The sequence below is a fragment of the Bacillus sp. 05T22 genome, assembly GCF_056396765.1.
In genome coordinates this window covers 1-23,403 of record NZ_JBFTMC010000072.1, presented here as the reverse complement: position 1 = coordinate 23,403, position 23,403 = coordinate 1, and the positions used below count along the sequence as shown (strand labels likewise).

At 34.0% G+C, this 23,403-nt stretch carries 21 protein-coding genes, 2 pseudogenes and 2 other annotated features; of the genes and pseudogenes, 4 read left to right on the top strand and 19 right to left on the bottom strand.

Annotated elements, in window-relative coordinates:
* Nucleotides 1-266, bottom strand: a pseudogene (locus AC1DIT_RS19220) (transglutaminase domain-containing protein); the annotation flags it as partial.
* Nucleotides 267-472: 206 nt separating this feature from the next.
* Nucleotides 473-1,210 (bottom strand): YwqG family protein, encoded by a 738-nt coding sequence (locus tag AC1DIT_RS19215; protein WP_016114551.1) that lies wholly within the window; start codon nucleotides 1,208-1,210, stop codon nucleotides 473-475.
* 239 nt (nucleotides 1,211-1,449) lie between these two features.
* Between AC1DIT_RS19215 and AC1DIT_RS19210 the strand changes: the two genes are divergently transcribed.
* Together AC1DIT_RS19210 and AC1DIT_RS19205 are read left to right on the top strand one after the other, a co-directional pair.
* The gene (locus tag AC1DIT_RS19210; RefSeq protein ID WP_476998351.1) at nucleotides 1,450-1,632 is read left to right on the top strand and encodes a YjcZ family sporulation protein; all 183 of its coding nucleotides are present in this window, start codon (nucleotides 1,450-1,452) and stop codon (nucleotides 1,630-1,632) included.
* An 88-nt stretch (nucleotides 1,633-1,720) separates the two neighbouring features.
* Nucleotides 1,721-2,650 (top strand): patatin-like phospholipase family protein, encoded by a 930-nt coding sequence (locus AC1DIT_RS19205; protein WP_016114549.1) that lies wholly within the window; start codon nucleotides 1,721-1,723, stop codon nucleotides 2,648-2,650.
* A 424-nt stretch (nucleotides 2,651-3,074) separates the two neighbouring features.
* Here AC1DIT_RS19205 and AC1DIT_RS19200 read toward each other — a convergent pair whose 3' ends face one another.
* On the bottom strand, nucleotides 3,075-3,908 hold the full coding sequence (locus AC1DIT_RS19200; protein WP_476998350.1) for a VanW family protein: 834 nt from the start codon (nucleotides 3,906-3,908) through the stop codon (nucleotides 3,075-3,077).
* A 226-nt stretch (nucleotides 3,909-4,134) separates the two neighbouring features.
* The gene (locus AC1DIT_RS19195) at nucleotides 4,135-4,302 is read right to left on the bottom strand and encodes a DUF3933 family protein (protein WP_003197025.1); all 168 of its coding nucleotides are present in this window, start codon (nucleotides 4,300-4,302) and stop codon (nucleotides 4,135-4,137) included.
* 305 nt (nucleotides 4,303-4,607) lie between these two features.
* Here AC1DIT_RS19195 and AC1DIT_RS19190 point away from each other — a divergent pair, with 305 nt between their 5' ends.
* Nucleotides 4,608-5,219, top strand: coding sequence for a LysE/ArgO family amino acid transporter (locus AC1DIT_RS19190; protein WP_016114547.1), 612 nt, complete (start codon nucleotides 4,608-4,610; stop codon nucleotides 5,217-5,219).
* Between the two features lie 299 nt (nucleotides 5,220-5,518).
* On the opposite strand, the gene AC1DIT_RS19185 is transcribed toward AC1DIT_RS19190, so the two are convergent.
* The 12 genes from AC1DIT_RS19185 to AC1DIT_RS19130 all read right to left on the bottom strand — a co-directional run bounded on the left by AC1DIT_RS19185 (nucleotide 5,519) and on the right by AC1DIT_RS19130 (nucleotide 20,216).
* Nucleotides 5,519-6,748, bottom strand: coding sequence for an MFS transporter (locus tag AC1DIT_RS19185; RefSeq protein ID WP_016114546.1), 1,230 nt, complete (start codon nucleotides 6,746-6,748; stop codon nucleotides 5,519-5,521).
* 268 nt (nucleotides 6,749-7,016) lie between these two features.
* A complete protein-coding gene (locus tag AC1DIT_RS19180) occupies nucleotides 7,017-7,223 on the bottom strand; it encodes an alpha/beta-type small acid-soluble spore protein (RefSeq protein WP_016114545.1) in 207 nt (68 codons plus the stop codon).
* A 224-nt stretch (nucleotides 7,224-7,447) separates the two neighbouring features.
* Nucleotides 7,448-7,978: a GNAT family N-acetyltransferase gene (locus AC1DIT_RS19175; RefSeq protein ID WP_016114544.1), complete on the bottom strand. Its 531-nt coding sequence runs from the start codon at nucleotides 7,976-7,978 to the stop codon at nucleotides 7,448-7,450.
* 472 nt (nucleotides 7,979-8,450) lie between these two features.
* Nucleotides 8,451-9,128 carry an MgtC/SapB family protein gene (locus tag AC1DIT_RS19170; RefSeq protein WP_003197014.1) on the bottom strand — a complete coding sequence of 226 codons (678 nt, stop codon included), beginning with the start codon at nucleotides 9,126-9,128 and terminating at the stop codon, nucleotides 8,451-8,453.
* Between the two features lie 450 nt (nucleotides 9,129-9,578).
* A complete protein-coding gene (locus AC1DIT_RS19165) occupies nucleotides 9,579-10,235 on the bottom strand; it encodes a YkyA family protein (RefSeq protein WP_016114543.1) in 657 nt (218 codons plus the stop codon).
* A 17-nt stretch (nucleotides 10,236-10,252) separates the two neighbouring features.
* Nucleotides 10,253-11,074 carry a peptidoglycan-N-acetylglucosamine deacetylase gene (locus tag AC1DIT_RS19160; RefSeq protein WP_016114542.1) on the bottom strand — a complete coding sequence of 274 codons (822 nt, stop codon included), beginning with the start codon at nucleotides 11,072-11,074 and terminating at the stop codon, nucleotides 10,253-10,255.
* 273 nt (nucleotides 11,075-11,347) lie between these two features.
* Nucleotides 11,348-12,346, bottom strand: coding sequence for an LCP family protein (locus AC1DIT_RS19155; protein WP_016114541.1), 999 nt, complete (start codon nucleotides 12,344-12,346; stop codon nucleotides 11,348-11,350).
* 274 nt (nucleotides 12,347-12,620) lie between these two features.
* Nucleotides 12,621-14,924, bottom strand: a complete 2,304-nt coding sequence (locus tag AC1DIT_RS19150) for a glycoside hydrolase (protein ID WP_016114540.1) — start codon at nucleotides 14,922-14,924, stop codon at nucleotides 12,621-12,623.
* Nucleotides 14,925-15,107: 183 nt separating this feature from the next.
* Nucleotides 15,108-16,022, bottom strand: a complete 915-nt coding sequence (gene thrB / locus AC1DIT_RS19145) for a homoserine kinase (protein ID WP_016114539.1) — start codon at nucleotides 16,020-16,022, stop codon at nucleotides 15,108-15,110.
* Nucleotides 16,019-17,077 (bottom strand): threonine synthase, encoded by a 1,059-nt coding sequence (gene thrC / locus AC1DIT_RS19140; RefSeq protein ID WP_016114538.1) that lies wholly within the window; start codon nucleotides 17,075-17,077, stop codon nucleotides 16,019-16,021. Before thrC ends, thrB begins: the two co-directional genes overlap by 4 nt.
* Nucleotides 17,070-18,365 (bottom strand): homoserine dehydrogenase, encoded by a 1,296-nt coding sequence (locus AC1DIT_RS19135; RefSeq protein ID WP_016114537.1) that lies wholly within the window; start codon nucleotides 18,363-18,365, stop codon nucleotides 17,070-17,072. Before AC1DIT_RS19135 ends, thrC begins: the two co-directional genes overlap by 8 nt.
* A 156-nt stretch (nucleotides 18,366-18,521) precedes the next feature.
* Nucleotides 18,522-18,755, bottom strand: a binding site (T-box leader).
* 115 nt (nucleotides 18,756-18,870) lie between these two features.
* Nucleotides 18,871-19,104, bottom strand: a binding site (T-box leader).
* A gap of 473 nt (nucleotides 19,105-19,577) precedes the next feature.
* The gene (locus tag AC1DIT_RS19130) at nucleotides 19,578-20,216 is read right to left on the bottom strand and encodes a pyridoxamine 5'-phosphate oxidase family protein (RefSeq protein ID WP_003196998.1); all 639 of its coding nucleotides are present in this window, start codon (nucleotides 20,214-20,216) and stop codon (nucleotides 19,578-19,580) included.
* An 89-nt stretch (nucleotides 20,217-20,305) separates the two neighbouring features.
* Between AC1DIT_RS19130 and AC1DIT_RS19125 the strand changes: the two genes are divergently transcribed.
* A complete protein-coding gene (locus AC1DIT_RS19125) occupies nucleotides 20,306-20,920 on the top strand; it encodes an NUDIX hydrolase (RefSeq protein ID WP_003196996.1) in 615 nt (204 codons plus the stop codon).
* A gap of 89 nt (nucleotides 20,921-21,009) precedes the next feature.
* Here AC1DIT_RS19125 and AC1DIT_RS19120 read toward each other — a convergent pair.
* The 3 genes and pseudogenes from AC1DIT_RS19120 to AC1DIT_RS19110 all read right to left on the bottom strand — a co-directional run bounded on the left by AC1DIT_RS19120 (nucleotide 21,010) and on the right by AC1DIT_RS19110 (nucleotide 23,351).
* Nucleotides 21,010-21,326: pseudogene (locus tag AC1DIT_RS19120) on the bottom strand (SdpI family protein).
* Nucleotides 21,327-21,507: 181 nt separating this feature from the next.
* Complete coding sequence (locus AC1DIT_RS19115) at nucleotides 21,508-22,353, bottom strand: peptidoglycan-N-acetylglucosamine deacetylase (protein WP_003196991.1); 846 nt, start codon at nucleotides 22,351-22,353, stop codon at nucleotides 21,508-21,510.
* A gap of 125 nt (nucleotides 22,354-22,478) precedes the next feature.
* A complete protein-coding gene (locus tag AC1DIT_RS19110; protein WP_016114535.1) occupies nucleotides 22,479-23,351 on the bottom strand; it encodes an aminoglycoside 6-adenylyltransferase in 873 nt (290 codons plus the stop codon).
* Nucleotides 23,352-23,403: the final 52 nt, after the last annotated feature.

The following is a 23,403-nucleotide window of genomic DNA, read 5'->3' as shown; positions in this document are numbered from 1 at the left end:
ATCTTAGTATACTCTTTATAGAGCGTATCCATCACTTCTCTACCATTCTTAGCTTTTGTTTTATATGCGATTGTAATATTTTCTTCACGATTATCAATATGTTTTTTTAATTCTTTTTGGAAACTTTTTAATAATTTGGTATCCGGTTTTATATCGTCTACTTTTTCATTTGTAGCTGCATAAGATACTGCAGGAACTTGTAAACCACCAATCATAATCGTTGAACAAAGTGCGACAGCTGTTAAGTACTTGTTTGATTTCTTCATCTCATCTTKTCACGCCCTTCTACTTAAAATCATAAACAATGTTCATATATTTTTAAAGTATACAATACTTTTTCAAAAAGAAAATATGGGATTGTGCATATTTATTAATCATTATTTTATCATCACTAAATATCGAATTTTTAAAAAATATATCATAAAAGAAAAGCAGTAAACTCCTCAATAAGAATTAACTACTGCTTTTCCTTCTAACAAGACTGCAATACACAGCATGTATTTTCAAAACGACGTTGCTTTAAATCTTCATTTCCAATGCAGAAATACAGCATCCCTAAATCTCCCCACATCATATTACAATTTGTATAGTCAGAGTCAACTTGGAATAACAATGTCATATCCTGATCATTAATACCAGCATATTCTCCAGCCTCCTCAAATACTTCTCTTTGCACTGAGAACGGTTCACCAAATACTTGATGATTATCATAATGATCTGGCATTAATTCCTCTAATAGTTGTAGAAAACGATCCGAATCAGCTTCATCTTCAATAAATAGCTCAGGGAGTTTATATGTTAGCTTAAATGATAATGCACATTGTGTATATTTTGATGGTTGACCACTTATCCTCTGTAATTGTTCTAGCGAAACGTTATAATATAGAACACGCCAAGTACCTTCATATTGATAATTGCCATTATAGAAGAAATACAACATACCTGTTTTAGGTAAGTCATGCTCTATGTTCACGCCTTGTAGGTCAGCTAGATTGAATTGTGCAATAAAATCTAATGCCTTCCCTTCATAAGTTGGGTATTCAAATGTAGATGGAACATCAGGCATTCCCCCCATCTTTGAACAGCCAATTGAAAGTGACTCCTCTTGTCTCGGAATAACTTTTACACATGGAAATATAGTAACTAATAGTTCTGGTTTCATATGTGTTAAATCATATTTATCAATTAATAAATCAATCTGGTTTCTCATAACTTCTCCTTACGTAAATGTGCTTATCCGTATCATAACACACATACAGTACATCCTTCATCCTAAAAAATCGAAATAAGCTATTCAAAAAAACGGGCTTATCCCTAGGACGCGAATAAGTTTAAAACAGCATAGTATACAGTGTTCCTACAAACACGATCTTTCATAATTCCTTATAGCAGATCCTCTAATTGTTCATTTTTCTTTATTCCAACTCTTATTATAAGGAGGCATTCCATATGGGTTACGGTTACGGCGGTTTTGGTGGCAGTTGCGGTGGCGGCGGTTACGGCGGTTTTGGTGGTTTTGGTGGTAGTTGCGGTGGCGGTTGTGGTTACGGCGGTTTCGCTTTATTAATCGTTTTATTCATCCTTTTAATCATCATTGGAGCTAGCTGCTGGGGTGGCWTCATCGGTTGCTAAGTAGCTTTAAAAACTATTGTAAAAAAGCACGTGAATCACGTGCTTTTTTGCTATACGGCAAATCCAATCTTTGAAAGGAATTATTTCTATGAACATCGATGGTGTCTTTGAAGGTGGCGGCGTTCGAGGAATTGCACATGTTGGTGCAATTTGTGCATTAGCAAAGCAAGGCTATGAATGTGAACGTGTAGCGGGAACATCAGCTGGAGCTATTATTGCAGCCCTTCTGGCAGCAGGTTACTCTTGTGAAGAATTAAAAATAATTATTAGTAACGTTAATTATCATCAATTTATAAAAAAAACTTTACTTGAGAAAATTCCTTTTGTAGGAAAGGGATTAAATGCATGGGCTAAATTAGGGATTTATTCAAATGATTTTTTAGAAACATGGTTAGAAGACTTACTACACAAAAAAGGGATTCATAATTTTAGCGACTTATCTAATCCACAAAACTTAAAAATCATTGCCTCAGATATTAGTAATGGAAAGATGGTTATTTTCCCTGATGATTTACCAAACTATGGATTTACAAATCAAGATTTCTCTATCGCAAAAGCTGTTAGAATGAGCAGTACTATCCCTTTCTATTTCGAACCAGTAAAATGGAAAACACCTAAATGGAAACAACCTTGTTATATGGTTGATGGAGGTCTTCTTAGTAATTATCCAATTTGGATTTTTGACTCACCTAATATACCCCGTTGGCCAACTTTTGGCTTTCATTTTGTAAAAAATGAAATACAAGCTGAACCTGTCCCTTATGAAGATCCCATCTCGATGTTTAAAGGCTTATTCAAAACGATGATGCAAGCACATGACTTACGCCATCTAGATAAAGAATCGAAAGCAAGAACCATTGCAATTCCAACTGGAACAATTACAAGTACAAAATTCCAATTAACTACTGAGGAAAAAGAATGGCTTTATCAGTCTGGTTTTAACGCTACCGAAAAATTTTTACAGTCTTGGAATTTCAAAACATATATTAATCGATTTAGAAACGGGAATCGAATTTGAAAAAGAAATTAGCATCGCTATCCATAGAATCCTTAGAAAAATACCTCTTACTGTATTCATTTACTTTTTTCATTATTTTCACATGGATATTGTAAGACCACTAAATCATAAAGTGAAACTTTAATCAGTGGGGGTTTTCTTCATCCCCCACTGATTATTAGTTGAACGAATCGGGCTTTTACGGACAGTTCATCTCCCACCTAACTTCTTTGCTTTCGCTGAATTTTGAGGTGGGAGTGTTACTGTCCGTTAATGCGGGATAAAAAAGAAATAAGCCTAATAAACTAAATGTTTTATCCTACTACTTACGAACAATAATACCTCCAACTCAAAGTCCGACGAAAGTAAAGATGTTAGATGTTAGAGGTAAGATTAACTACCCGTAAAATTAAAGTTTCATTTTATTAGGCTTCTTCATAAAGTACTACTCCTCACTTTTACCACTACTATAAGCCAGAAGTGGCTCATACATCATTATTGCGTGATTTCCCGTTACATATTGATCCTCAACAAACTGTTTTTGTTGATTAAACGCTCTACGATGTATGACATTACATCGGATATAGCCACCCCAATACGCTGGCTTAATTGCATGTTCTTTTTCATATACTTCATATTGGTAAAGCTGAGGATAGGCTGTTCTCCATTCCCCTACTAAGTGTTCATCTGTCACGTAAAGATGAAGTTGATAAGCTTGATCTGTTTCATTTTTTATTTGTAAATCAAGATAGTTATAGGAGCAAGTCGCACCACTTCCAAACGGCTGTGTACGCTTTGAATCAGGAAATACATCATAGCTATGACGATATCGCTCTGTTACGGTTAGTGTTGTATGTAATGTCATCCAGTATATTAAATTTGAAAGTTGACAAAGCCCACCTCCAACTCCTGGTTTAAAAATACCATAATGCAATACCATTCCTTCTACATATCCTTTTCTCYTYGTAGKCTTACCTATYAAACGCCARTAAGAAAATGTTTCTCCCGGYTTAATKACAACACCATTTARCTGTTTAATAGCRATYTTCAAATTAATAATTTTATTCTCTTGATACCACATATCTACATCTTTAAGTTTACGAAGCAGTATCGTTCGATGCTGTATAACAGTACAAGGTAACTTTTCTTGTTGAAAAGTTTTAGCATACTTTTTCCCATCCGTTAACCATTGAATATTCCTTTTTACAGAGTAATACCACGTTCCTAACATAATACGATACTTAGACCTTTTTTTAGGCCGTATGTTTACTTCATTCATTTTATTCTCTCCTCTATCATCTATGTATTTTCTATGGTTAAAATAATACTTATAAGCTCATACAGCATTCTTATTACTGTTTTCAAATAAAATATTATAATATACAGAAATAAGTATAGTATTATCTTAGAAACAAAGAAATGATATTTGAAGTTAATTTTATACAAATATGAAAAAAGAGCGAATCTTAGATTCACTCTTTCTCTCTATTTTAGTAGCTTAACAATTAGGGATACTGTAATCCCTCCGCTTCTTCAGCAGTAACAACAACGTAGCGGCTTCCCGTCCTTAACCCTAATAATTCTGCTTTTTCAATCGCTTCTTGTTTTGTTTCTGCATAGGCAGCTAAATACTTTGTTCCATCGATAACCTGACAAATGACATATTGTTTCATATTTCTTCTCCTTTTTCAATTACTGGTATTTATGATATCATTTTTCACTTCTAAAAATTGTGATTATTATACTGAGAGATTCTTTATCAATCTCGCAACCATTTCAATCCCGTTCTCTATATCATGCATTGAGGCATATGAATAAGAAAGACGTAAATATTGGCTTCCAGTCAAATCGTTCCATATTATCACTCCACTGATTTTTGGTTGGTTTGTTATCCAACCATATGGATGGATACAATTTCGATTTTCTTTTATACAATATACACTATCATATTTCAGTAATTTATATGGGAGGAAATAAAATGATTGAAGCAATTCTTCACGGAATGGTTCTTGCGTTTGGACTCATTATTCCATTAGGTGTACAAAACGTCTTTGTCTTTAACCAAGGTGCTAGTCAGCCAAATATTTTACGGGCTACACCAGTTGTCCTAACCGCATCAATCTGCGATACAATTTTAATTTTGATTGCAGTACAAGGGGTATCACTTATGCTTCTGACCTTTTCATGGCTAACAACAACACTTTATGTAATTGGATTTTTCTTTCTGATTTATATGGGATGGATGATTTGGAAAAGTGATTCTACAAAAGAGACGATTGAAGCAAAAACGATGACTATCAAAAAGCAAATTATCTTTGCCGCTTCTGTTTCCTTATTGAATCCACATGCAATTTTAGATACAATTGGCGTCATTGGCACAAACTCTATTCAATATGTAGGCAGCGAAAAATGGGCCTTTACTTTTACAACAATTATAGTTTCTTGGCTTTGGTTTATTGGCTTAGCATTTGCAGGGCGCGTGCTTGGAAAATTACATTCATCAGGAAACACAATTGCAATTCTAAATAAAATTTCAGGGGTTATTATTTGGGGAGTTGCTCTTTACATGCTAAAACAACTCATTTTTTAGAAAAGAAAGTATAACGGTTCAGTATATTTATAGGTAATTGTTAAACAATAATTAAAGTTGTATTTCTTGTATAATGTTCATAAAAGGAGCAGTTACTTATATGGAATTCCGATATCCGATAAGTCATTAACAGCGGGCCTGAATAAACTTATTGAAAATTCCGATTAACTAACAATACCCGATTATGGTCGCTATGTTGATCATACGAAAGAKAACTAACAAGTTGAAATGAGATATTAAAAAATCCATTTGCAATCATTTGCGGATGGATTTTTTAATATCTCTTATAAAATTTCGAATTAAGATTTAGGTTCCGGAACTGAATTTAAAGGTTTATTATTCTTTTTAGGCTTAATCCACACAATTGTAATAATTGCTCCAACAACTGCAAATATACAGGTTACGTAAAATACTTCATGATCTGTACCCTTCATAAAGTAAGAATACAGAGGTGGTCCCGCTGCTACACCAATAAAACGCATTGAACTATAAAAAGAGGTAACAGTTCCTCTTTGTTCTTTTTCAATTCCTTGTGTAATAAGAGCATCTAAACACGGTAAAGCAATCCCGATTCCGCTTCCCATAACAACAAGACAAAGAATTAACAAGTAAATGCCTTTTAAAAATAATGGAAGTATAACAGACGCGGCTGCTAATATAAACCCGATATATATACATTTTTTCATAACATCTTGGTCATCACCAATTTTCTTTCCTGCCATGTATGAACTTATTGATAATACAAGCAACGGAATCGCAAGTATACATCCTTTCCAAATTCCATGAATGTTATATTTCTCTTCCAATATCGTAGACAAATAAAAAAGAATTCCAAATAATATGAGCATAATGATAGCACCTAATGCAAAAATTGCGACTAACCATCTTCCCTTTTCTTGGAAAGTCGAACCAATTGATTGAATGAATTCTTTGAGAGGTGGTGCTTGATTTTCTTGTTTCTTTGCTTTTACTAACAGTAATAATAAGATGATAGCAACTGCACATAAAACTGGAATGGACCAAAATGGTAAAAACCATACTACTGCTGCGAGAGCAGAACCTAATATTGGACTTAGAACTTTCCCAAATGTATTTGACGTTTCAATAATCCCTAATCCCGTACTTACTTGTTTTTCATCTTTATATAAATCGCCAACACATGGGATTACAACTGGCATCGCTCCAGCAGCACCTATCCCTTGAATCGCTCTTCCAATTAGAATCCAAACATATGGATTTTCCACTTTCCATGATACCCAACCCGTTATTGCACCACCGATAGCTGCAATTAACAAACTTGGAACCATTACCATTTTACGTCCCCAGCGATCCGATAAATACCCAGCAATCGGAATCAATACAATCGCAACGATAGAATATAATGTAATAATCATGGATACTTGAAAAGAAGAGATATGGAGTTTTTTTTCAAGTGTCGGAAGGATTGGAATTAGCATCGAATTTCCTAATGTCATAACAAGTGGAACAGATGCAAGTGCAATTAAACAACAGTTTTCTTTTTTTAGCATGTTGATTTCGAGACCCTTCCTCACGTATTTCTTTCCATATAGTAACCCTGATGAAATTCATTTTTAAATTTCATCAGGGCTATCACATTTTGTCTGCTTTTCAACTTATATAACAAAAGAAATTGGAGTATATCATAGCATTACTTCTATTTTCCCAATCCTTACAACAGTATATTCGTGCTATTAAATGGAAAACTCACTTTTGTTTTAGTAAAAGCTATACAAAAAAGAAAGGAAGAATTCTTCCTTTCTTTCATACTGCTTTAAATTAACGAGTATACCCGCCACCAAGCTGTTGTTCTGCCATAGCTACAAGGCGTTTTGTGATTTCACCACCTACAGAACCATTCGCACGTGAAGAAGTATCGGCTCCGAGTTGTACACCAAATTCCTGTGCAATTTCATACTTCATTTGATCAAGAGCTGCTTGTGCTCCGTTTGATGCTAACTGATTTGAATTACGATTTCTAGCCATTACCGTTCACCTCCTTTATATATTAAAATGTTTAAAAATCACACGTTTTATACTTGGTATTTATTGGTAAAAAGTATACATTTTTTAATTCTGTAATAAAAGTCCTAGTATGAATACACCTTCCCATGGGCTAAATACATTCGTAAGCTGAAAACTTCATATTTTATTTTTATTCAATCCTACAATACAATAACAACAACTGTTAACATAATATAATTATTTTATTATGTTAAGCTCTTATACAGACTTTTAATATTTCTCCAACAATATGCTGTTTCTTCTACATCTAACCTTTTCAAAAATTTTGTATCAATGAGTTCTGGTCTAAATTTTTCATAAAAAAGCTTAGAAGGATTACTRGAAACAACCCATACTAATACAGAAGACATATCATTTTTTATAAATTCTGACACAAGTTCTTGAAATAATCTCTTTCCTAATTTATTTCCTTGATATTCTTTCAATAAGTAAATCGCATACAGTTCTCCGTCACAATTATACTTTCCTGTTCTTTCATGACCACCATCAATAAATCCTATAATTTTCTGATCAAACGTTTCTGCCACATACCTATATTCATTTCCTACTGCTTGTTTAAAGATATTTTCCCATTGCTTTTCCCGACTTTCATACGTTGCATTGTCTATGATTTCATCAGATATTATTCCTTTATATGTTATTTTCCAACTATCAACATGCACTTTTGCGATCCCTTTTATATCCTTTTCTGTTGCCTTTCTAATTGTTATATCCATTTCCTCTCCCCCTCTTGTCCCTCATTATACCAAAGGGGAACATAGGATCTATATCAATTAAGCAAATCATTTAATATTTCCCTTTCTTCCCTATATAATTAATTTCCTATGGCAATTCATATCAAAAACATTTTAAAGTTGGAATAGTTGGAACAAATACAATCACAACTAGATCTATCGAAGATTCACGTATATTATAAGACTTTTCTCTTACAGCGGTTTATTCAAGGTTAAAGCAAAAAAATTATGGGAGGCTAGACAACAAATCGGTCTTGTTTTCCCTGCTGATAAAGTGGAATTTTAATCATGGGAGGTTCTTCATCTTTCGCTTAACTTCTTTATTTTTTCTAAAACTAAAGGATGGTTATTACTACTCATAATAGTGTAAAAAAACAATACTTTTCAAATAAAAAAGGGTGAATTTCATCACCCTTTTTTGATTTAATCTTGTTTCACTCATTAAACTTTATAATTATCTACTTTCAACCTCAACCGAAACAATATGATCAATTTCCTTTAAGGAACTGTATAATTCGGTTGTATATAAATCTTCAGGTGCTAATATAACCATTTCTAATTGCTGAGATTCACTATCAATATCTTTAATTTTCACGCGTTTCACTTGCATGTTTAAGTTTTTAATTTGTTTAAAAATGCCATCTAATTCTCGGTGCTCTTTTACGATAATTTTAATCGCTAAATCCCTTTGTCTTAAAGAATAAGGACCTGCTATTTTAACAAGGTGTGGCAATACATTTATAGCTAATATAATTAAAATCATCGCAACTATTGCTTGTATATAAAAGCCTGCCCCAATTGCAATCCCTAAAGCAGATGCTGCCCAAACCATTGATGCTGTTGTTAATCCTGAAATCACATCATTATTTCTTCTTAAAATTACACCTGCCCCAAGGAAACCAACACCACTTACAATTTGTGCTGCTAAACGCATTGGGTCCATATTTGTATGTCCTGGTGAAGAGTAAACATTCACAGATTCAATCGAAACCATCGTAATTAAACAACTTGCTACAGAAATGACCATACTTGTTTTCACACCGAGTGGTTTATTCTTTAGTTGCCTGTCAATCCCTATAAATAAACCTAAAAAGAGTGCCAAACCTAATTTGAGTAAAAATTCATATGTCATTTTTCATTCTCCTTACTTATATGATGTTCATCATTTCTTTTCTGAAACATCTTTTTTCTCCTTAAACATTAAACTATAACTCTTTTAGAATTTCATTTCCAGTCTTTTCTGTCCTACAAGTTAAAAAAACCGAAAAACATTATATTTTAAATGTCTTTCGGCTTTTTTGTCTATATTATTTGATTAAGGTATTTCATTACCTTTTCGCATTTGAGCCTTACACCTTAAATTTACGTATTACCTAACATCATACTATATAAATCCACTTTGATTTTTCGACATATAAATCGCTGCTACAAAGAAAATAGGTGACTTGCACTCGTTTTCTCTCTCTGTTTTCACTTAGCATGGGGCAAGAAGAGGATCTGACCACTTCTATGCATGGCCGGATGCTCTCTCCCCCTAAAAAGAAAGGATTTATGGCAGTTTTTTAATTTGGATTTATGTACTTTATTTTTGTTCCTTAACCTTAATTTTCGCTTCCTTATAGAATGCTAGTTTTCCTTCATTATACTCTTTTGTATATCCATTGAACTTCTCTTTTTCTTTTTGCATTTCTTCCGTTAATTGATTTACAGCTTTCACTTTCTCGCCGATTTCTTTTAACTTTGTTTCTTTTACTTTTAACTCCGCATAAAGTTCTTTTTCAATCGCCATTGATTTCATATAGCTTTCGTTCATTTTTTGAAAAGCATCATAACGATTCTTATAAGCTTCTTCTACTTTTTTCGCTTGTTTTTGTATTTTTTTATCTTCAATTTTCTCTACATTACTTTGAACTGAGTTCGTCTCTTTCTGTGCTTTCTCTAATGCATCTTTTTCATTTTTTAATATTTTTTCACGCTCGCCCACATTTGAAACTGCTTGGTCTAATTTTTGGGCAACAGCCTCATTATGCTCTTTTCCTTCTTTTATAATTTGAGCATATAATTCCTGTCCTTGTTTTTCCAGCGTCTCTAATTTTTTCGCATCTTCAAACAATGACTTTTCTTGTTTAGCTGCGTTTTCAAATGCAACAAATAGATTTTCTTCTGGCTTTTCGCCAAAACAACCTGATAATAATCCTACTGATAATGCTCCAACTAGTGCTAATTTTCTATAACCCAACTTCTTTTCCTCCTATGTTACATACGTTTGTCATGCCAAAAATTCAACGGGAAGTGATCACCTTCATGATACGCTTCAAATTCATAACCTTTTTCTTTTAATCCTTTTATAATTGCCGGTACTGCTGCAACAGATTGCGGATGAATATCATGCATTAAGATAACTTCTTTAGGATTCGTTGCACCTGTAATTACATTTTCAACAATTTTTGCTGAAGCAGCATCAACAGGCATTTTATTATATCTCCAATCTAAAGAGTCAATCGTCCAATCCCAAACTTTTAAGCCATCTTCTACTACTTTATTACGAAGCGCTTCATTTAAACCAGGCATAGAACCGTACGGAGGACGTGTTAATTTCGGAAATTCTCCAATAATATTTGCTATTAAGCCTTGATCTTCTTTCATTTCATTCACATACTCGCCATTTGTATACAATTTTTTGAAATCATGTGTCATACTATGCATACCCACATAATGACCTTCTGCTTTCTCACGCTTTACTAAATCTGCAAATTGTTTTACATTTGCACCGATTAAGAAAAATGTTGCTTTCGCATCATTTTGTTTTAATATATTTAGTAGTTCAGCCGTATATTTTCCTGGCCCATCATCAAATGTAAGGTAGGCAACTTTTCTGACTTGACCATTAAATTGACTTGGTGCTGTTTTATTCATCTCCACTTTTGACTGCTCACTTGCAAGCTGTAAAGAATTCGCTTGATTTGCTACTGCCCTAGCTGGTGATGTGATTGATTGAAACATAAAATACCCCACTGCGATCGCAACAACAGCCACTATTGTGACTATAATGCTTTTTACATTAAATACATTTCCCATTCTATGAAATTCCTTTCTATTAATCTTATATAATTCTTCCATTCATATTAATCTATTCAATTTCTTTTCAATCTTCTAAAATGAACATTAATAAACTATATACAAAGGAAGTTTTACCCTAATTCGTGTACTTCGTAATTTCTCACTAACTATATATATGCATTTTATTATATATGTAAACATTTTTAAATAACTCCAATAATATTTTGATTTATTTAATACCCATATATATTATAAATCAAAAAAGGTTGGCCAGGCGCCAACCTTTTACAATTAGTTTCGTGCTGCTTTTGGCGTAACACCTAGATGTTCATTCAACTTTTTAGAAATGTCTTGCACATTTTTTTCGTTTGGAATGTAGTAATAAATACCACCGATACGTTTATCCGTACCTTCTATTTGCATTTTCTCCATCTGTAAATCAGTTCCGGCCATATTTCTTGTAATGGAAAGCATATCATCAAATGTTAAGTTTGTTTTCATATTGCTATCAACTGCATCTAAAAGGGAACCTAATTTACTAATTGATTGAACAGACATTGCTTTTTTCGCAATTGCTTCAATAACGAGCTGTTGTCTTTGACCACGCATTGCATCACTATCAATTTTACGAGTTCGTGCTAACGCAAGAGCTTGCTCTCCGTTTAAATGTTGGTAGCCTTTCTCTAAATGAATCATACCTGCTTGATCTTTACTATCTTGTTCTGTAAATGCAACTGGTACATCCACATCAATACCACCAAGTGAATCTACAATTTTCACAAAGGAATCAAAGTTGAATTTCACATAATAGTCAACTGGAACATTTAAAAATCTCTCTACTGTATCCCGTGTACTTTCAACTCCACCGAATACATGGGCATGCGTAATTTTATCCAATTTCTTTTTTGATGGAATATACACGCGAGAATCACGTGGAATACTTACTAATTTTACTGATTTATCACCTTTATTAATTGTTGCCAATAATAGCGCATCCGTACGAACAGCTTCTCCATATTGTCCTTTTCGAATATCACTTCCATCAACACCCATGATTAAAACAGAAATATTATCTTTTAACGGTTCAACCTCTTTATCGCGTTTAGTTGATTTCTCAATTTTTGCATACGCATCACTTACAACCGCATTTGCTTTATTATATAAAAACGAACCATATCCTACTCCACCAAAAATGAGTAGTAAAAATGGAATCAAAATGAACCACTTCACAGATTTTCTTTTAGAACGTTTCTTTTTACTTCTTGTGTTTTGTTCTAATTCAGAGCTCATGTCTATTCTCCTCTCTTTCTCTTTTCCTAGTATACTCCATGTCTATTAATCTTCATATTGAATTTCATTTCATTCACCTTACATTTTTGTAAGGTTTCGTTGTAAAGAAGTAAAATCAATATGTATTTCATTTCACATTATACTCTCGTGTTGGATTTTAACAAGACATCAAATGATAATTTCAAAAAATTTACAATCCTGTTGTATACTAGTAAAAAAATCCCCACCAGTTTAGCACTTTCGTTACCATACCAGTGGGAACCTGCTACATTTATCACTGTTTATTTATTTCAGGTTTGTAAATCATTTTCTTACCTTCGTCAAAAATAACAGCCGATTTTGCTGGTATTTCTGTATCTTCTGTTTTTACATCTTGATCAGAGAAGTTTACAATTATTTTTATGTCCTTTCCATAGGAAGCTGTTTGCACAAGTTTGTCTTTTGAAAGATATGCAAAATTCGTCATCTCTTCTGTTACTGCTTTTTTATGAAATGCTTCCCATGTTTTTAAATGATGTGTAATTTCATTTTTATGCTTCTTCCATTCAACTTCATCTAAGTGATATAAAGGAGGAACGTTATACAATAGTTCATATAACATACGATTTCCGACTTCATCTTTTACCTTCAAGCTACCCCATTCCCAATGATGAGTTGTAATGACAGAGTCATTGTACACTAATTTATATAAAGGTATTGAATACACTGGGTTTAAGTACACTTGTTTATATTCTTCCTTCACTGGTACTTGTTTTGCATACTTTTCTGGAACATTTTGATTTGGCGACCAGTAACCCCCAACATAATATGGACTTGTCTTATTCTTTCTCATATCTTCATCGGCCCATTTAATAACGGGTGTTTCAATACCATGTGCAAAAGCAATCACTTGACTTGCAAAATCATTTCCACCCTCAGAACCAACAACCATACCTTTTTCTTTCGCTATATAATCCATTCGTGCTAAACGTGCTTTTAAATCTTGCTCTTGTGTTGTAATATGCTTTGGAGAATAATCATCATAAATTTCCCCTGTGGCGTCACAATCAATAAACCATGAATTAAATGGGGTACCATTATTTAATATGCCACTAACTCGTTCTTTCACACTAGGTAAAGATAATGTCGGATTTAATTTACGACCTTTTCCTAGAAATCCTTGTATTTTCTCACCATTTTTTTTGGCAACCGTTGCATCTTCAAATAGTGAAGGATCTTTAAAGGAAGCTGTATTCCAATTTTTATCGCCTTTTTCATGAATGGAATGATAAGAATCATATGGACCAACTAAATATCCCATTTTCTCAGCTAGCTTCACAAATTCCGGTTGAATGAATCCTTGTTCCCAGTTCGGCAGTCCAATCCATGCATGTTCAATACCAGCTTCATCCATCTCTTTTAATACATTCGTTCCATCTGCACTACCCCATTTGTCAACATCCTCAACTGCATCACCAAGTGTTGATTTTAACAAATGTTTATTTAAACTATACAATTCCGTTTCAGTTAAGTGATCTACGCCTTTTTTCAATAATTGATTTGCCTCATCATCAACTTTCGGAAACATATCTTCTTTATAAAACTCCTTCATTCCTAACACTTCATTTATATAACGTAAAACAACATTTTCCTGATACTTATCAATAAAATCTTGCTTATTAATTTGATCAAATACATTTAATTCGCCAGGCTCTTTACTATATTTTTGAATCAGTTCTTTCATCCACCCAAATATAGGACTATTGATTTGTTGTCTTAGTTTTGGCCAATCTATATTACTTTGCGATAAAGCATTTTGATTCCAAAAATAAAAGTGAGCTGCTCCGTATAACTTTTCAACTTCTTTATTTTGTTTTGCTTTCTCTTGTAATGTTTTAAATTCACCTTTCTCTACAATATTGTTCTTATACAATTTTGCAATATTCACCGCATCATTATCAGTCACATACAGTTGAAAACCGTATGATTTATTTTTGTTAATACTCGGAAATTCATGGGTAAAATCAAATCCAATTTTCGGATCAGAATGAAATTCAACTTCATTATTAAACATATTGTTTGCAACAAATACCATGGAATATTTCGAACCATTTAATGCAAAAAATTTCATTGAAAATGATTCCGCAAATGAATACGTTTCATCCTTTAAGAATTTCTTCCAATTTTCATCATTGCTCGGAATATACTTACCTTCCCATAAAGGAAGTGTATAATTTTCAGCTTGTACTTTTGGCCAAGTAAAGCTTTCTGCACCTGTAGATTCAATCGCAATATCTACATGATCTTTTTTCTTTTCTAAATTCACTTTTATTTTCTGATCAGGATATTCCCATGATGTATGTGTATCATCTTTTTTCAACTTTGATACTTTCATTTTCGGTAAAGGCTGTGATGCTTGCTCCTTCACTCCATCATGGTCTATCGTTAAAGCAAACGTTTCTGGATTAACCTCATACGTAAAATCTTTATATGTTACTTTTTTTGCTTTGAATTCCTGTGAAACATTTTTTTGTGTCCAATTGCATCCAGCCGTAATTGTCATTGTTGTAAGAAGACATATTGTCATCATTTTTTTCATCTTCTGCACCTCCACCACTGAATATATAGGTGGTTTGTTACAGGAATATGGCAAAGAGCATAAAAAAGAAGCCTGTCTCAAAATTCTTGTATTACGGTTGTTACTACACCAACCTAAAACAAGAAAAGAGTTCGACTCCTTTATGTCTATTATATAAGAGACTTCGCTTCTTTAATCCCTTATCTATATACTATACTTCTCTTCTGTTCTACCAGCACTTTGTTCCCTTTTCACAACTGTTCCTTCATGATCAATTTCCAGCTCACAAACTTGCATCGCCGGAAACACTTTTGCTAATTGTTCAGCAACTTCCTCGCGTTTTTCATATGGAGTCAATATAAAAAGAGATGGACCAGCCCCACTAAGTGCTGTCCCATATGCTCCAAACTTTTTCGCATACATCCGAACTGCGGGTAAAAATGGAACAAGCTGTGAACGATATGGTTCATGAAATTGATCTCTTTCCATCATTTCACCAACAATTTCCCACTTCTTTTGGCATAACGCTGCTACTAAAACATTGCTGACTGCACTTGCACGAACAGCATCATGAAACTGAAATGTTTCTGGCAATACAGAACGACTTTTATTTGTATTTAATTCTTCATCAGGAATAAGAGAGATTACACCTAATTCTTTACTCTCTATTCTAACAACAGATACATGATTCCCATCCATCGCGCCAATAACAGTACCTCCTAAAATAGAAGCAGCTACATTATCAGGGTGTCCCTCAAAACTTGTAGCAAGATGAACTTTCTCATCTGTTGTTAAATGTAATTCTCCAAGTTCATTGGCAAGTTCTATTCCTGCTACAATGGCTGATGCGCTGCTCCCCAATCCTCGCGTAAGTGGAATATTACTAGTAACTTCTATTATATAGGAAGATAACGAAGGACATACTTTAAGTGCTGTACTTACAATTAAGTTTCTCTCATCATTTGGGATAGAAGAATCGAATGAATGTATAACATGCCAATGAGCTGATTGTTCCTTCACAGCCACTTCCAAATATAATGATAATGCTATTCCAACAGAATCAAAACCCGGACCTACATTTGCCGTACTAGCTGGAACACGAACTTTAAATGGAATCACGAAACAATCACTCCTTTAATATGTTCTTTTATTTGTTCCATATCGTTTGAAACACTTGCAATCTCTAAGTGATTAGAGGCAATAGCAATATCAGGATCTTTTAAACCATTCCCTGTTAATACAGCAACAACTGTCTCTCCCTTTTTGATTTTCCCTGCTTGAACATGTTTAATTACACCTGCTAGAGAAGCACTTGACCCTGGTTCTGCAAAAACTCCTTCTGTTTTTGCTAGCAACTGATAGGCACTTAAGATTTCTTCGTCTGATACCATATCAATTTCACCGTTTGATTGCTCTGCTGCTTCTACAGCATAGGACCAGCTTGCTGGATTACCAATACGAATTGCAGTTGCGATTGTTTCTGGTGAATCAATGACATGACCTTTTACAATTGCAGCTGCTCCTTCGGCTTCAAAACCGTGAATTCTAGGTTTCTTGAATCCCTTTTCTTTCTCATATTCACAAAAACCTTTCCAGTATGCCGTAATATTCCCTGCATTTCCAACCGGAATAGCAAGGACATCTGGTGCTTTTTGCAACTGATCACAAATTTCAAACGCAGCTGTTTTTTGTCCTTCAATTCGATATGGATTAACAGAGTTTACTAATGTAATTGGTTCTTCATCTGCAATCTGACGTACAGCTCGAAGTGCGTCATCAAAGTTTCCTTCAATTGAAATAATCTCTGCTCCATACGCAATAGCTTGTGCTAATTTCCCATGAGCAATTTTCCCTTCTGGTATAACGATAATACACTTCAGCCCAAGACGAGCAGCGTATGCCGCTGCCGCTGCTGATGTATTACCTGTTGATGCACAAATAATTGCCTGTGATCCTTCTTCTTTTGCTTTCGCAACTGCCATCACCATCCCTCTATCTTTAAAAGATCCTGTAGGGTTAGCACCTTCATATTTTCCATACAAATGAATCCCTAATTCTTTAGAAATATTCAGAAGTGGAATGAGTGGTGTATTCCCTTCCATCAAGCTTACATCTGGTGTATTGTCATTCACTGGTAAATATGAAGCATATTGTTTTAATAATCCTTTATACATATTGTTTTTCCTCCTCAATAGCGTAATAACTTTTTATTTCATTTGCTACATTCTCTAGTAATGTTAAAACTTTTTCGAATTGGTACTTTGAAGTTTGATGCGTCACAATCACAATTTCCGCAAGCTCTTGATTTAATGGAAGTTGCACAATTTCTTCTAAGCTAATCGATTCATTGACGAAACATTCTGTGATTTTGCGAAACATCCCTGGTTCATCACGTAATAAAATGCGTAAAAAATATTTCGAGACAACTTCTTCATCCCCTTTTAGTGTATAAGGCACTGACTCTTTTAACACACCTTGACTTTTCACTATTTGATTCATATTTTTAACGATTGAAATAATATCACTTACTACAGCAGATCCTGTTGGCAATTTTCCAGCCCCTGGCCCATAAAACATAACTTCACCAACCGCATGACCGTGTACATATACAGCGTTAAATTCGTTATTCACACTGGATAGTGGATGCTGACTCAGTAATAAAGTAGGTGCTACGCTTAAATTAATAGCTGAACCTTGCTTCTCCGCTTTCCCGACTAGCTTCATAGTAAAACCTAGCTTCCCAGCCATTTCTAAATCTTTTTTTTCTACATTTCGAATACCTCGAACATGTACATCATCTAAAGAAACATTCATCGAAAATCCTAAGTTTGCAAGAATAGCTACCTTTCGTGCAGCATCCAGTCCATCTACATCTGCTGACGGATCTGATTCTGCAAAGCCTAGCTTTTGAGCTTCTTGAAGCGCCTGTTCATACGACCAACCATTTTGACTCATTTTTGTTAGTATATAATTCGTTGTGCCATTTACAATTCCCATAATCTTTTCAATATGATCAGAAGCTAAGCCGTCTACTAGTCCTCTTAAAATTGGAATTCCTCCAGCTACACTTGCTTCATAATACAACTGACAACCATTTGCATTCGCTAATTTTAACAATTCATTACCGTATACAGCCATTAAATCTTTGTTTGCAGTTACGACATGTTTCTTATTACATAACGCCCTTATAATAGCCTGTTTTGCTTCTTGAATTCCACCCATCACCTCTACTACGATATCAATATTGGGATCTTCTAAAATTTCATCTGCATCATTTGTTATCATGATTCCATCAATTGAAACATCTCGTTCTTTTTCCACATCACGTACTGCCACTGCCTTTACCTTTACTTCATATCCTGTATCAAGACTTATTTTCTCCTTGTGATCTTCCAAAATATGAACGACACCGCTCCCTACTGTTCCAAGTCCTAATACTCCAACATGTACTACATTGCTCATTTTTTAATCTCCTCCTATTTTTTAAACTACTTGACCATTATCTTCTTCCTATTTGCGCAGTTAATGGTGATTCTCGTTCGGATCACTCGTTTCACTCCACTGCACCTCCTTTCAATTCAGTAATACATTTTATAAAAAAAACACACTCATCCCTATAAAAGGGACGAATGTGTTTTCGTGGTTCCACCCTTGTTCCAATCCAAATATACATTCGCTTCGGATTGCTCAAGATCAGATAACGGCTGAAACCGTCAATAATTACTAGATTACTCGTTCACTATTGAAGTTCAAAGGTGGTAAGATTATTTCTCGTGTTAGGAAGCTCACAGCCTTTGGCCTCCCTCTCTGCAAACCGTAAAAATTATCTCATGTCCTTATCACTACTTTTCGTTCATATCTATTTGTTAAATTATTATACGTACATATCATACAAAAGCAAGGAATATTTTTTATATTTTTAATTTTCGAATATTAACTTTGTATAAAAAAACACACTCATCCCTATAAAAGGGACGAATGTGTTTTCGTGGTTCCACCCTTGTTCCAATCCAAATATACATTCACCTCGGATTGCTCAAGATCAGATAACGGCTGAGACCGTCAATAATTACTAGATTACTCGTTCACTATTGAAGTTCAAAGGTGGTAAGAGAATTCCCCGTGTTAGGAAGCTCACAGCCTTTGGCTTCCCTCTCTGTAAACCGTAAAAATTATCTCATGTCCTTATCGTTACTTTTCGTTCATGTCTATTTGTTAAATTATTATAATTACGAAAATTCGAAAAATCAAGCCCGTTTTTGAGAAAAAAATTATACCTTTTATTTTCCACAAGATAATTACACTTTTATAACTTATTTCAAGATAATAATTTAAACTACTAAAAAAATGATTAAACCTACATAATTACCTTTTTAAAATTGGAATTCACATAAAGTGAAACTTTAATCAGTGGGGGTTTTCTTCATCCCCCACTGATTATTAGCCCTCACCAATCGGGCTTTTACGGGCAGCTCATCCCCCTTCCAACTTCTTTGCTTTTCCAAATTTTGAGGTGGGGGTCTTACTGCCCGTTAATGCGGGATAAAAATATCAAGTAAAACAATTATGCTTTTGATTTTAAATACTGATTACCAATAGAATGAATGCTCTTTAGATTCCTAAATCATTAATTATATTTATATATTTTATCAATCAATGTACTATGCAATATTTTCAATATAATCTTTTTGTATAACTTTCTTCTAAAGAACGTGCGACTTCTTCTTCATTTGCATTTACTTTGGCATGATCAGCAAGCATTTTTGCTGCTGATGGTAATGCTTCTTTTTCTAACCAAGAATCTGGATTCCATAATTCAGAACGTATAAATGCTTTTGCACAATGGATGAAACACTCCTCTATTTTTACAACGATTCCGAGAAGTGGATTGCGACCCCTTACTTGCATTTTCTCTAAAATCTCTTCGTCTTTTGTGATAGTTGCACGCCCATTTATCCGTAATGATTCTCCAAGCCCTGGAATAAAAAAGATAAGTCCCACCCGTGAGTTAGATAAAATATTAAGGATAGAATCCACTCTCCGATTCCCCGGTCTTTCTGGAATTACAATTTGATTTTCATTTAAAACATATACAAATCCAGGTGCATCCCCTCTTGGTGATGCATCACAATGACCAAATTCATCTGAAGTAGATATTACTAGAAAAGGAGACTTAGATAGAAATTCACGACAATGATAATCGAGTGATGGGATCACTTTTTTCACCGCGCGTTCACTTGGATATCCTAAAATAAGACGTAATTCTTCTTCTGTTGAAATGAGCGAATTTATTTTTTTCTCGCCTAGTCCCATTCCATATACACTCCCTACTTAATTATCGTTATTTTCCCAAAATTACATACATTCATTGTATAATAAACTGTGCAGAAAGGGGAATATCAATGGCAGAATGGTTAACGATATTTGATACAGAAGGAAACAAAATTGGAAAAAAACTACGTGATGATGTACATCGTGACGGTGATTGGCACGAAACATTCCATTGTTGGTTTGTAGAAAAAGATAATGAAGACATCTTTCTACACTTCCAATTACGTGCTAAAAACAAGAAAGATTTCCCAGGAAAATGGGATATTACATCAGCGGGACATATTATGCATGATGAAGATGTACGAATAGGGGGTCTTCGTGAAGTAAAAGAGGAATTAGGACTTTCCTTTCAAGCTACTGATTTAGAGTACAAAGGCATTTTTAAAATCAACCATGAAATCCCGCATTTCATTGACCGTGAAATGTGTCATATGTATTTTCATGCTGTTACAAAACCACTTCCATTTGCTCCAGGTGATGAAGTTGAAGATGTAATGAAAGTAAATGCGACTTCTTTTTTACAGCTTTTAAAAGGAGAAATCTCATCTACAACAGGCATTCCAGTTTTAAACAAAAGCGCTAAATCTATTACAATAACATTTGAAGATATTTATCCATATGAGCTTGAATATTATGAATTTGTCGTAGAAAAAGGACGAGATATGCTAAAAATCAATAACTTCTAAAATTTAATTGACCCCCACTTAAATAGTGCAGGGGTCAAAACTATTTGTACTTCCTTAATAGAAAAGCTTGAAAATTTCACAAGTAAAGTTTATTGTTTCTCCAGTACCTTTAATTTCTTCTCCACCCGTATAAACAAACGAATGATTAATACTATCATAAGGATTAAAATAGCAATCCGATTAAACTTCCTATTAAAATCATTAAAAGTCCATTTTGTTTCATAACTTCAGCGCTATATTGATTTCCAACATCCCACAAATCTTTATTTTTCATTGATCGCTTTGTTCGATATCCGTATACTGCGTTAATATCTGTTGGTGGATTTTTTTGCAATATGAGTGCGGATAGTATAAATATAATACCGATTAACAAGCTCACTCCTATATTTGCAAGCGCATATGTCATCTTATTCCCTCCATATCCACACACATATTTTCAAACTTATTTGTCAGTTTATAGTTTTATTATACAACAAAAACCAACCGAAAACCTATATTTTCCAAAAACAAAAATACACCACTCTTGTTTAAATGATGTACAAGCTGAATACAGTATTTTATATTTATAGGTCCACCTTATCGGTCATTTACTTTCTCTGTTTCGACGTATGAAACATGTTAGGAAGCGTCACGAAACGTGACCCTTTCACTTTCAGTTCAGGAATGATTCGATCTAGCGCATCCACAGATCCTTGCAAATGTCCTCCCGGTGTAGAATGCTGGAGTATAACACTTCCTGGAAACGCATTCCCTAACACAGTATTTGTAACCTGCTCTGCACTTACTCCTTTCCAATCAACTGTATCTACACTCCATTGTACGATCATAAAATTCTGTTCTGTCGCCCACTCTAATTGTTTTTCACGTATTTCACCATAAGGCGGACGTATAAACTTTGGTGCATACCCTATCAACTTCCGCAATATCTCTTCCGTTCTTACAATTTGATTACGATATTCTTCATCACTTACTTTAACTAAATTTGGGTGGTTATACGTATGATTCCCAACAGTATGACCCTCATTTGCAATTCGTTTTACTACATCAGGATATCTTTCTGCATTTTCACCAAGAAGAAAAAAAGTAGCTTTCACACCATAATTTTTTAACTTATCTAGTATTTGCGGAGTAAATACAAAGTCTGGTCCATCATCAAATGTAAGGGCAACTTCCGCTTTATTATATGGACCAGAAAATGCATAAGCATATTTTTCAACCCAAGAAAAAGGTGTCCACGAGCCTCTATCTTCTTCTGCACCTTGAACCTCATTCTTCAAACCAGCATTTAGCAAATCAGGCGTTACACTCAAATAGTTTTGATAATAAAATACATTCGAGTATGGCAAATAAGAATACATATTATATAAAGGCGTATTACGTTCTGAAACCCCTTGAAAAGGAGTTAGTATCTCTGATGGATAAAAATAATACATAATTAATAAAACCTCCCTAAAATTTTATATGCAGTTCATTCTTATTTTGTCAGGATGATTCATGTTCCTGAACAGAAATAAGACCGTCCCATTTTGGAACGGTCTTATTTCTATCTATCATACACTTAATAAATTGTTTGACTATCTTTTGGTAAAGATCTCACATGTTTTAGATAGCTTGTTACTCTAGCATCGTCACCTTGTGGATATTCAAAACTAAAATAGCTAGCAATTCCGATTGCAGTTTCCCTAAATAAATCCCCCATTACAAAGAACGACTTCCAAATATTGTCATAATCTGCATTTGAAAATGTCTCTATATATTGTTTCCACAAATCATCCTCAAGATATTGTTCAAAATACTTCCCAAACTTTCCGGCGTTTACTGTAAAATTTGTTTTTATCCCAATATGCCATTCTAGCATTTGCATCAGCATATTTCGAACAGGACCTTCAAGCGTTCCTTTTACATAAGGAAGTTCTTCTCTCCACAACCCTTTTGCTACATTTGTACTACACCACCAAAACTCATTACAGCAATCTGCAAATTCTTTTGCTGTTGGCCTTTTTATACAGTAATCCGAATCATTTGCTGGTGGAAATGGCTCAATAGCACCATCTTTATCAAAAAGAAGTACACTCAAACTATCTCCACCAAGAATTTCATCTATTAATTCTACTGAAACTAAAGTCAAATCGATTCGATTCCCGTCTATAAACTGCATCAAATAAGGAAAGCTTCCATCCTCTTCGGGTGGAACTAAAGTGCTTTCTTCTGGCATTTGTACAATCATTATTTTTCCAAATCTATTTATCCAACTGTGATCAGATGTGAATGACTGTATATCTTTCACAACATATACAATATCGTAATCTTGAAAACAATCTCTCTTCACATTCGGATTCACACGAGAACCATTCATAATCACTGCGCGAATACGCTCATCTTCTCTTGCTGCATTTAATATTAAACCCATCATTTCTTTTTCACTTCTCATATTTTTATAACCTCCAAATTTTATTAGTGTATTGTACTGCATTCATTTTGGA

What these genes read in the sequence shown, in the direction of transcription:
- AC1DIT_RS19155 (WP_016114541.1), bottom strand. Translation starts at nt 12,346, where the DNA reads ATGAGCTCTGAATTAGAACAAAACACAAGAAGTAAAAAGAAACGTTCT.
- AC1DIT_RS19185 (WP_016114546.1), bottom strand. Translation starts at nt 6,748, where the DNA reads ATGCTAAAAAAAGAAAACTGTTGTTTAATTGCACTTGCATCTGTTCCA.
- AC1DIT_RS19190 (WP_016114547.1), top strand. Translation starts at nt 4,608, where the DNA reads ATGATTGAAGCAATTCTTCACGGAATGGTTCTTGCGTTTGGACTCATT.
- AC1DIT_RS19150 (WP_016114540.1), bottom strand. Translation starts at nt 14,924, where the DNA reads ATGAAAAAAATGATGACAATATGTCTTCTTACAACAATGACAATTACG.
- AC1DIT_RS19180 (WP_016114545.1), bottom strand. Translation starts at nt 7,223, where the DNA reads ATGGCTAGAAATCGTAATTCAAATCAGTTAGCATCAAACGGAGCACAA.
- thrC (WP_016114538.1), bottom strand. Translation starts at nt 17,077, where the DNA reads ATGTATAAAGGATTATTAAAACAATATGCTTCATATTTACCAGTGAAT.
- AC1DIT_RS19130 (WP_003196998.1), bottom strand. Translation starts at nt 20,216, where the DNA reads ATGGGACTAGGCGAGAAAAAAATAAATTCGCTCATTTCAACAGAAGAA.
- AC1DIT_RS19125 (WP_003196996.1), top strand. Translation starts at nt 20,306, where the DNA reads ATGGCAGAATGGTTAACGATATTTGATACAGAAGGAAACAAAATTGGA.
- AC1DIT_RS19160 (WP_016114542.1), bottom strand. Translation starts at nt 11,074, where the DNA reads ATGGGAAATGTATTTAATGTAAAAAGCATTATAGTCACAATAGTGGCT.
- AC1DIT_RS19195 (WP_003197025.1), bottom strand. Translation starts at nt 4,302, where the DNA reads ATGAAACAATATGTCATTTGTCAGGTTATCGATGGAACAAAGTATTTA.
- AC1DIT_RS19205 (WP_016114549.1), top strand. Translation starts at nt 1,721, where the DNA reads ATGAACATCGATGGTGTCTTTGAAGGTGGCGGCGTTCGAGGAATTGCA.
- AC1DIT_RS19135 (WP_016114537.1), bottom strand. Translation starts at nt 18,365, where the DNA reads ATGAGCAATGTAGTACATGTTGGAGTATTAGGACTTGGAACAGTAGGG.
- AC1DIT_RS19170 (WP_003197014.1), bottom strand. Translation starts at nt 9,128, where the DNA reads ATGACATATGAATTTTTACTCAAATTAGGTTTGGCACTCTTTTTAGGT.
- AC1DIT_RS19215 (WP_016114551.1), bottom strand. Translation starts at nt 1,210, where the DNA reads ATGAGAAACCAGATTGATTTATTAATTGATAAATATGATTTAACACAT.
- AC1DIT_RS19110 (WP_016114535.1), bottom strand. Translation starts at nt 23,351, where the DNA reads ATGAGAAGTGAAAAAGAAATGATGGGTTTAATATTAAATGCAGCAAGA.
- AC1DIT_RS19115 (WP_003196991.1), bottom strand. Translation starts at nt 22,353, where the DNA reads ATGTATTATTTTTATCCATCAGAGATACTAACTCCTTTTCAAGGGGTT.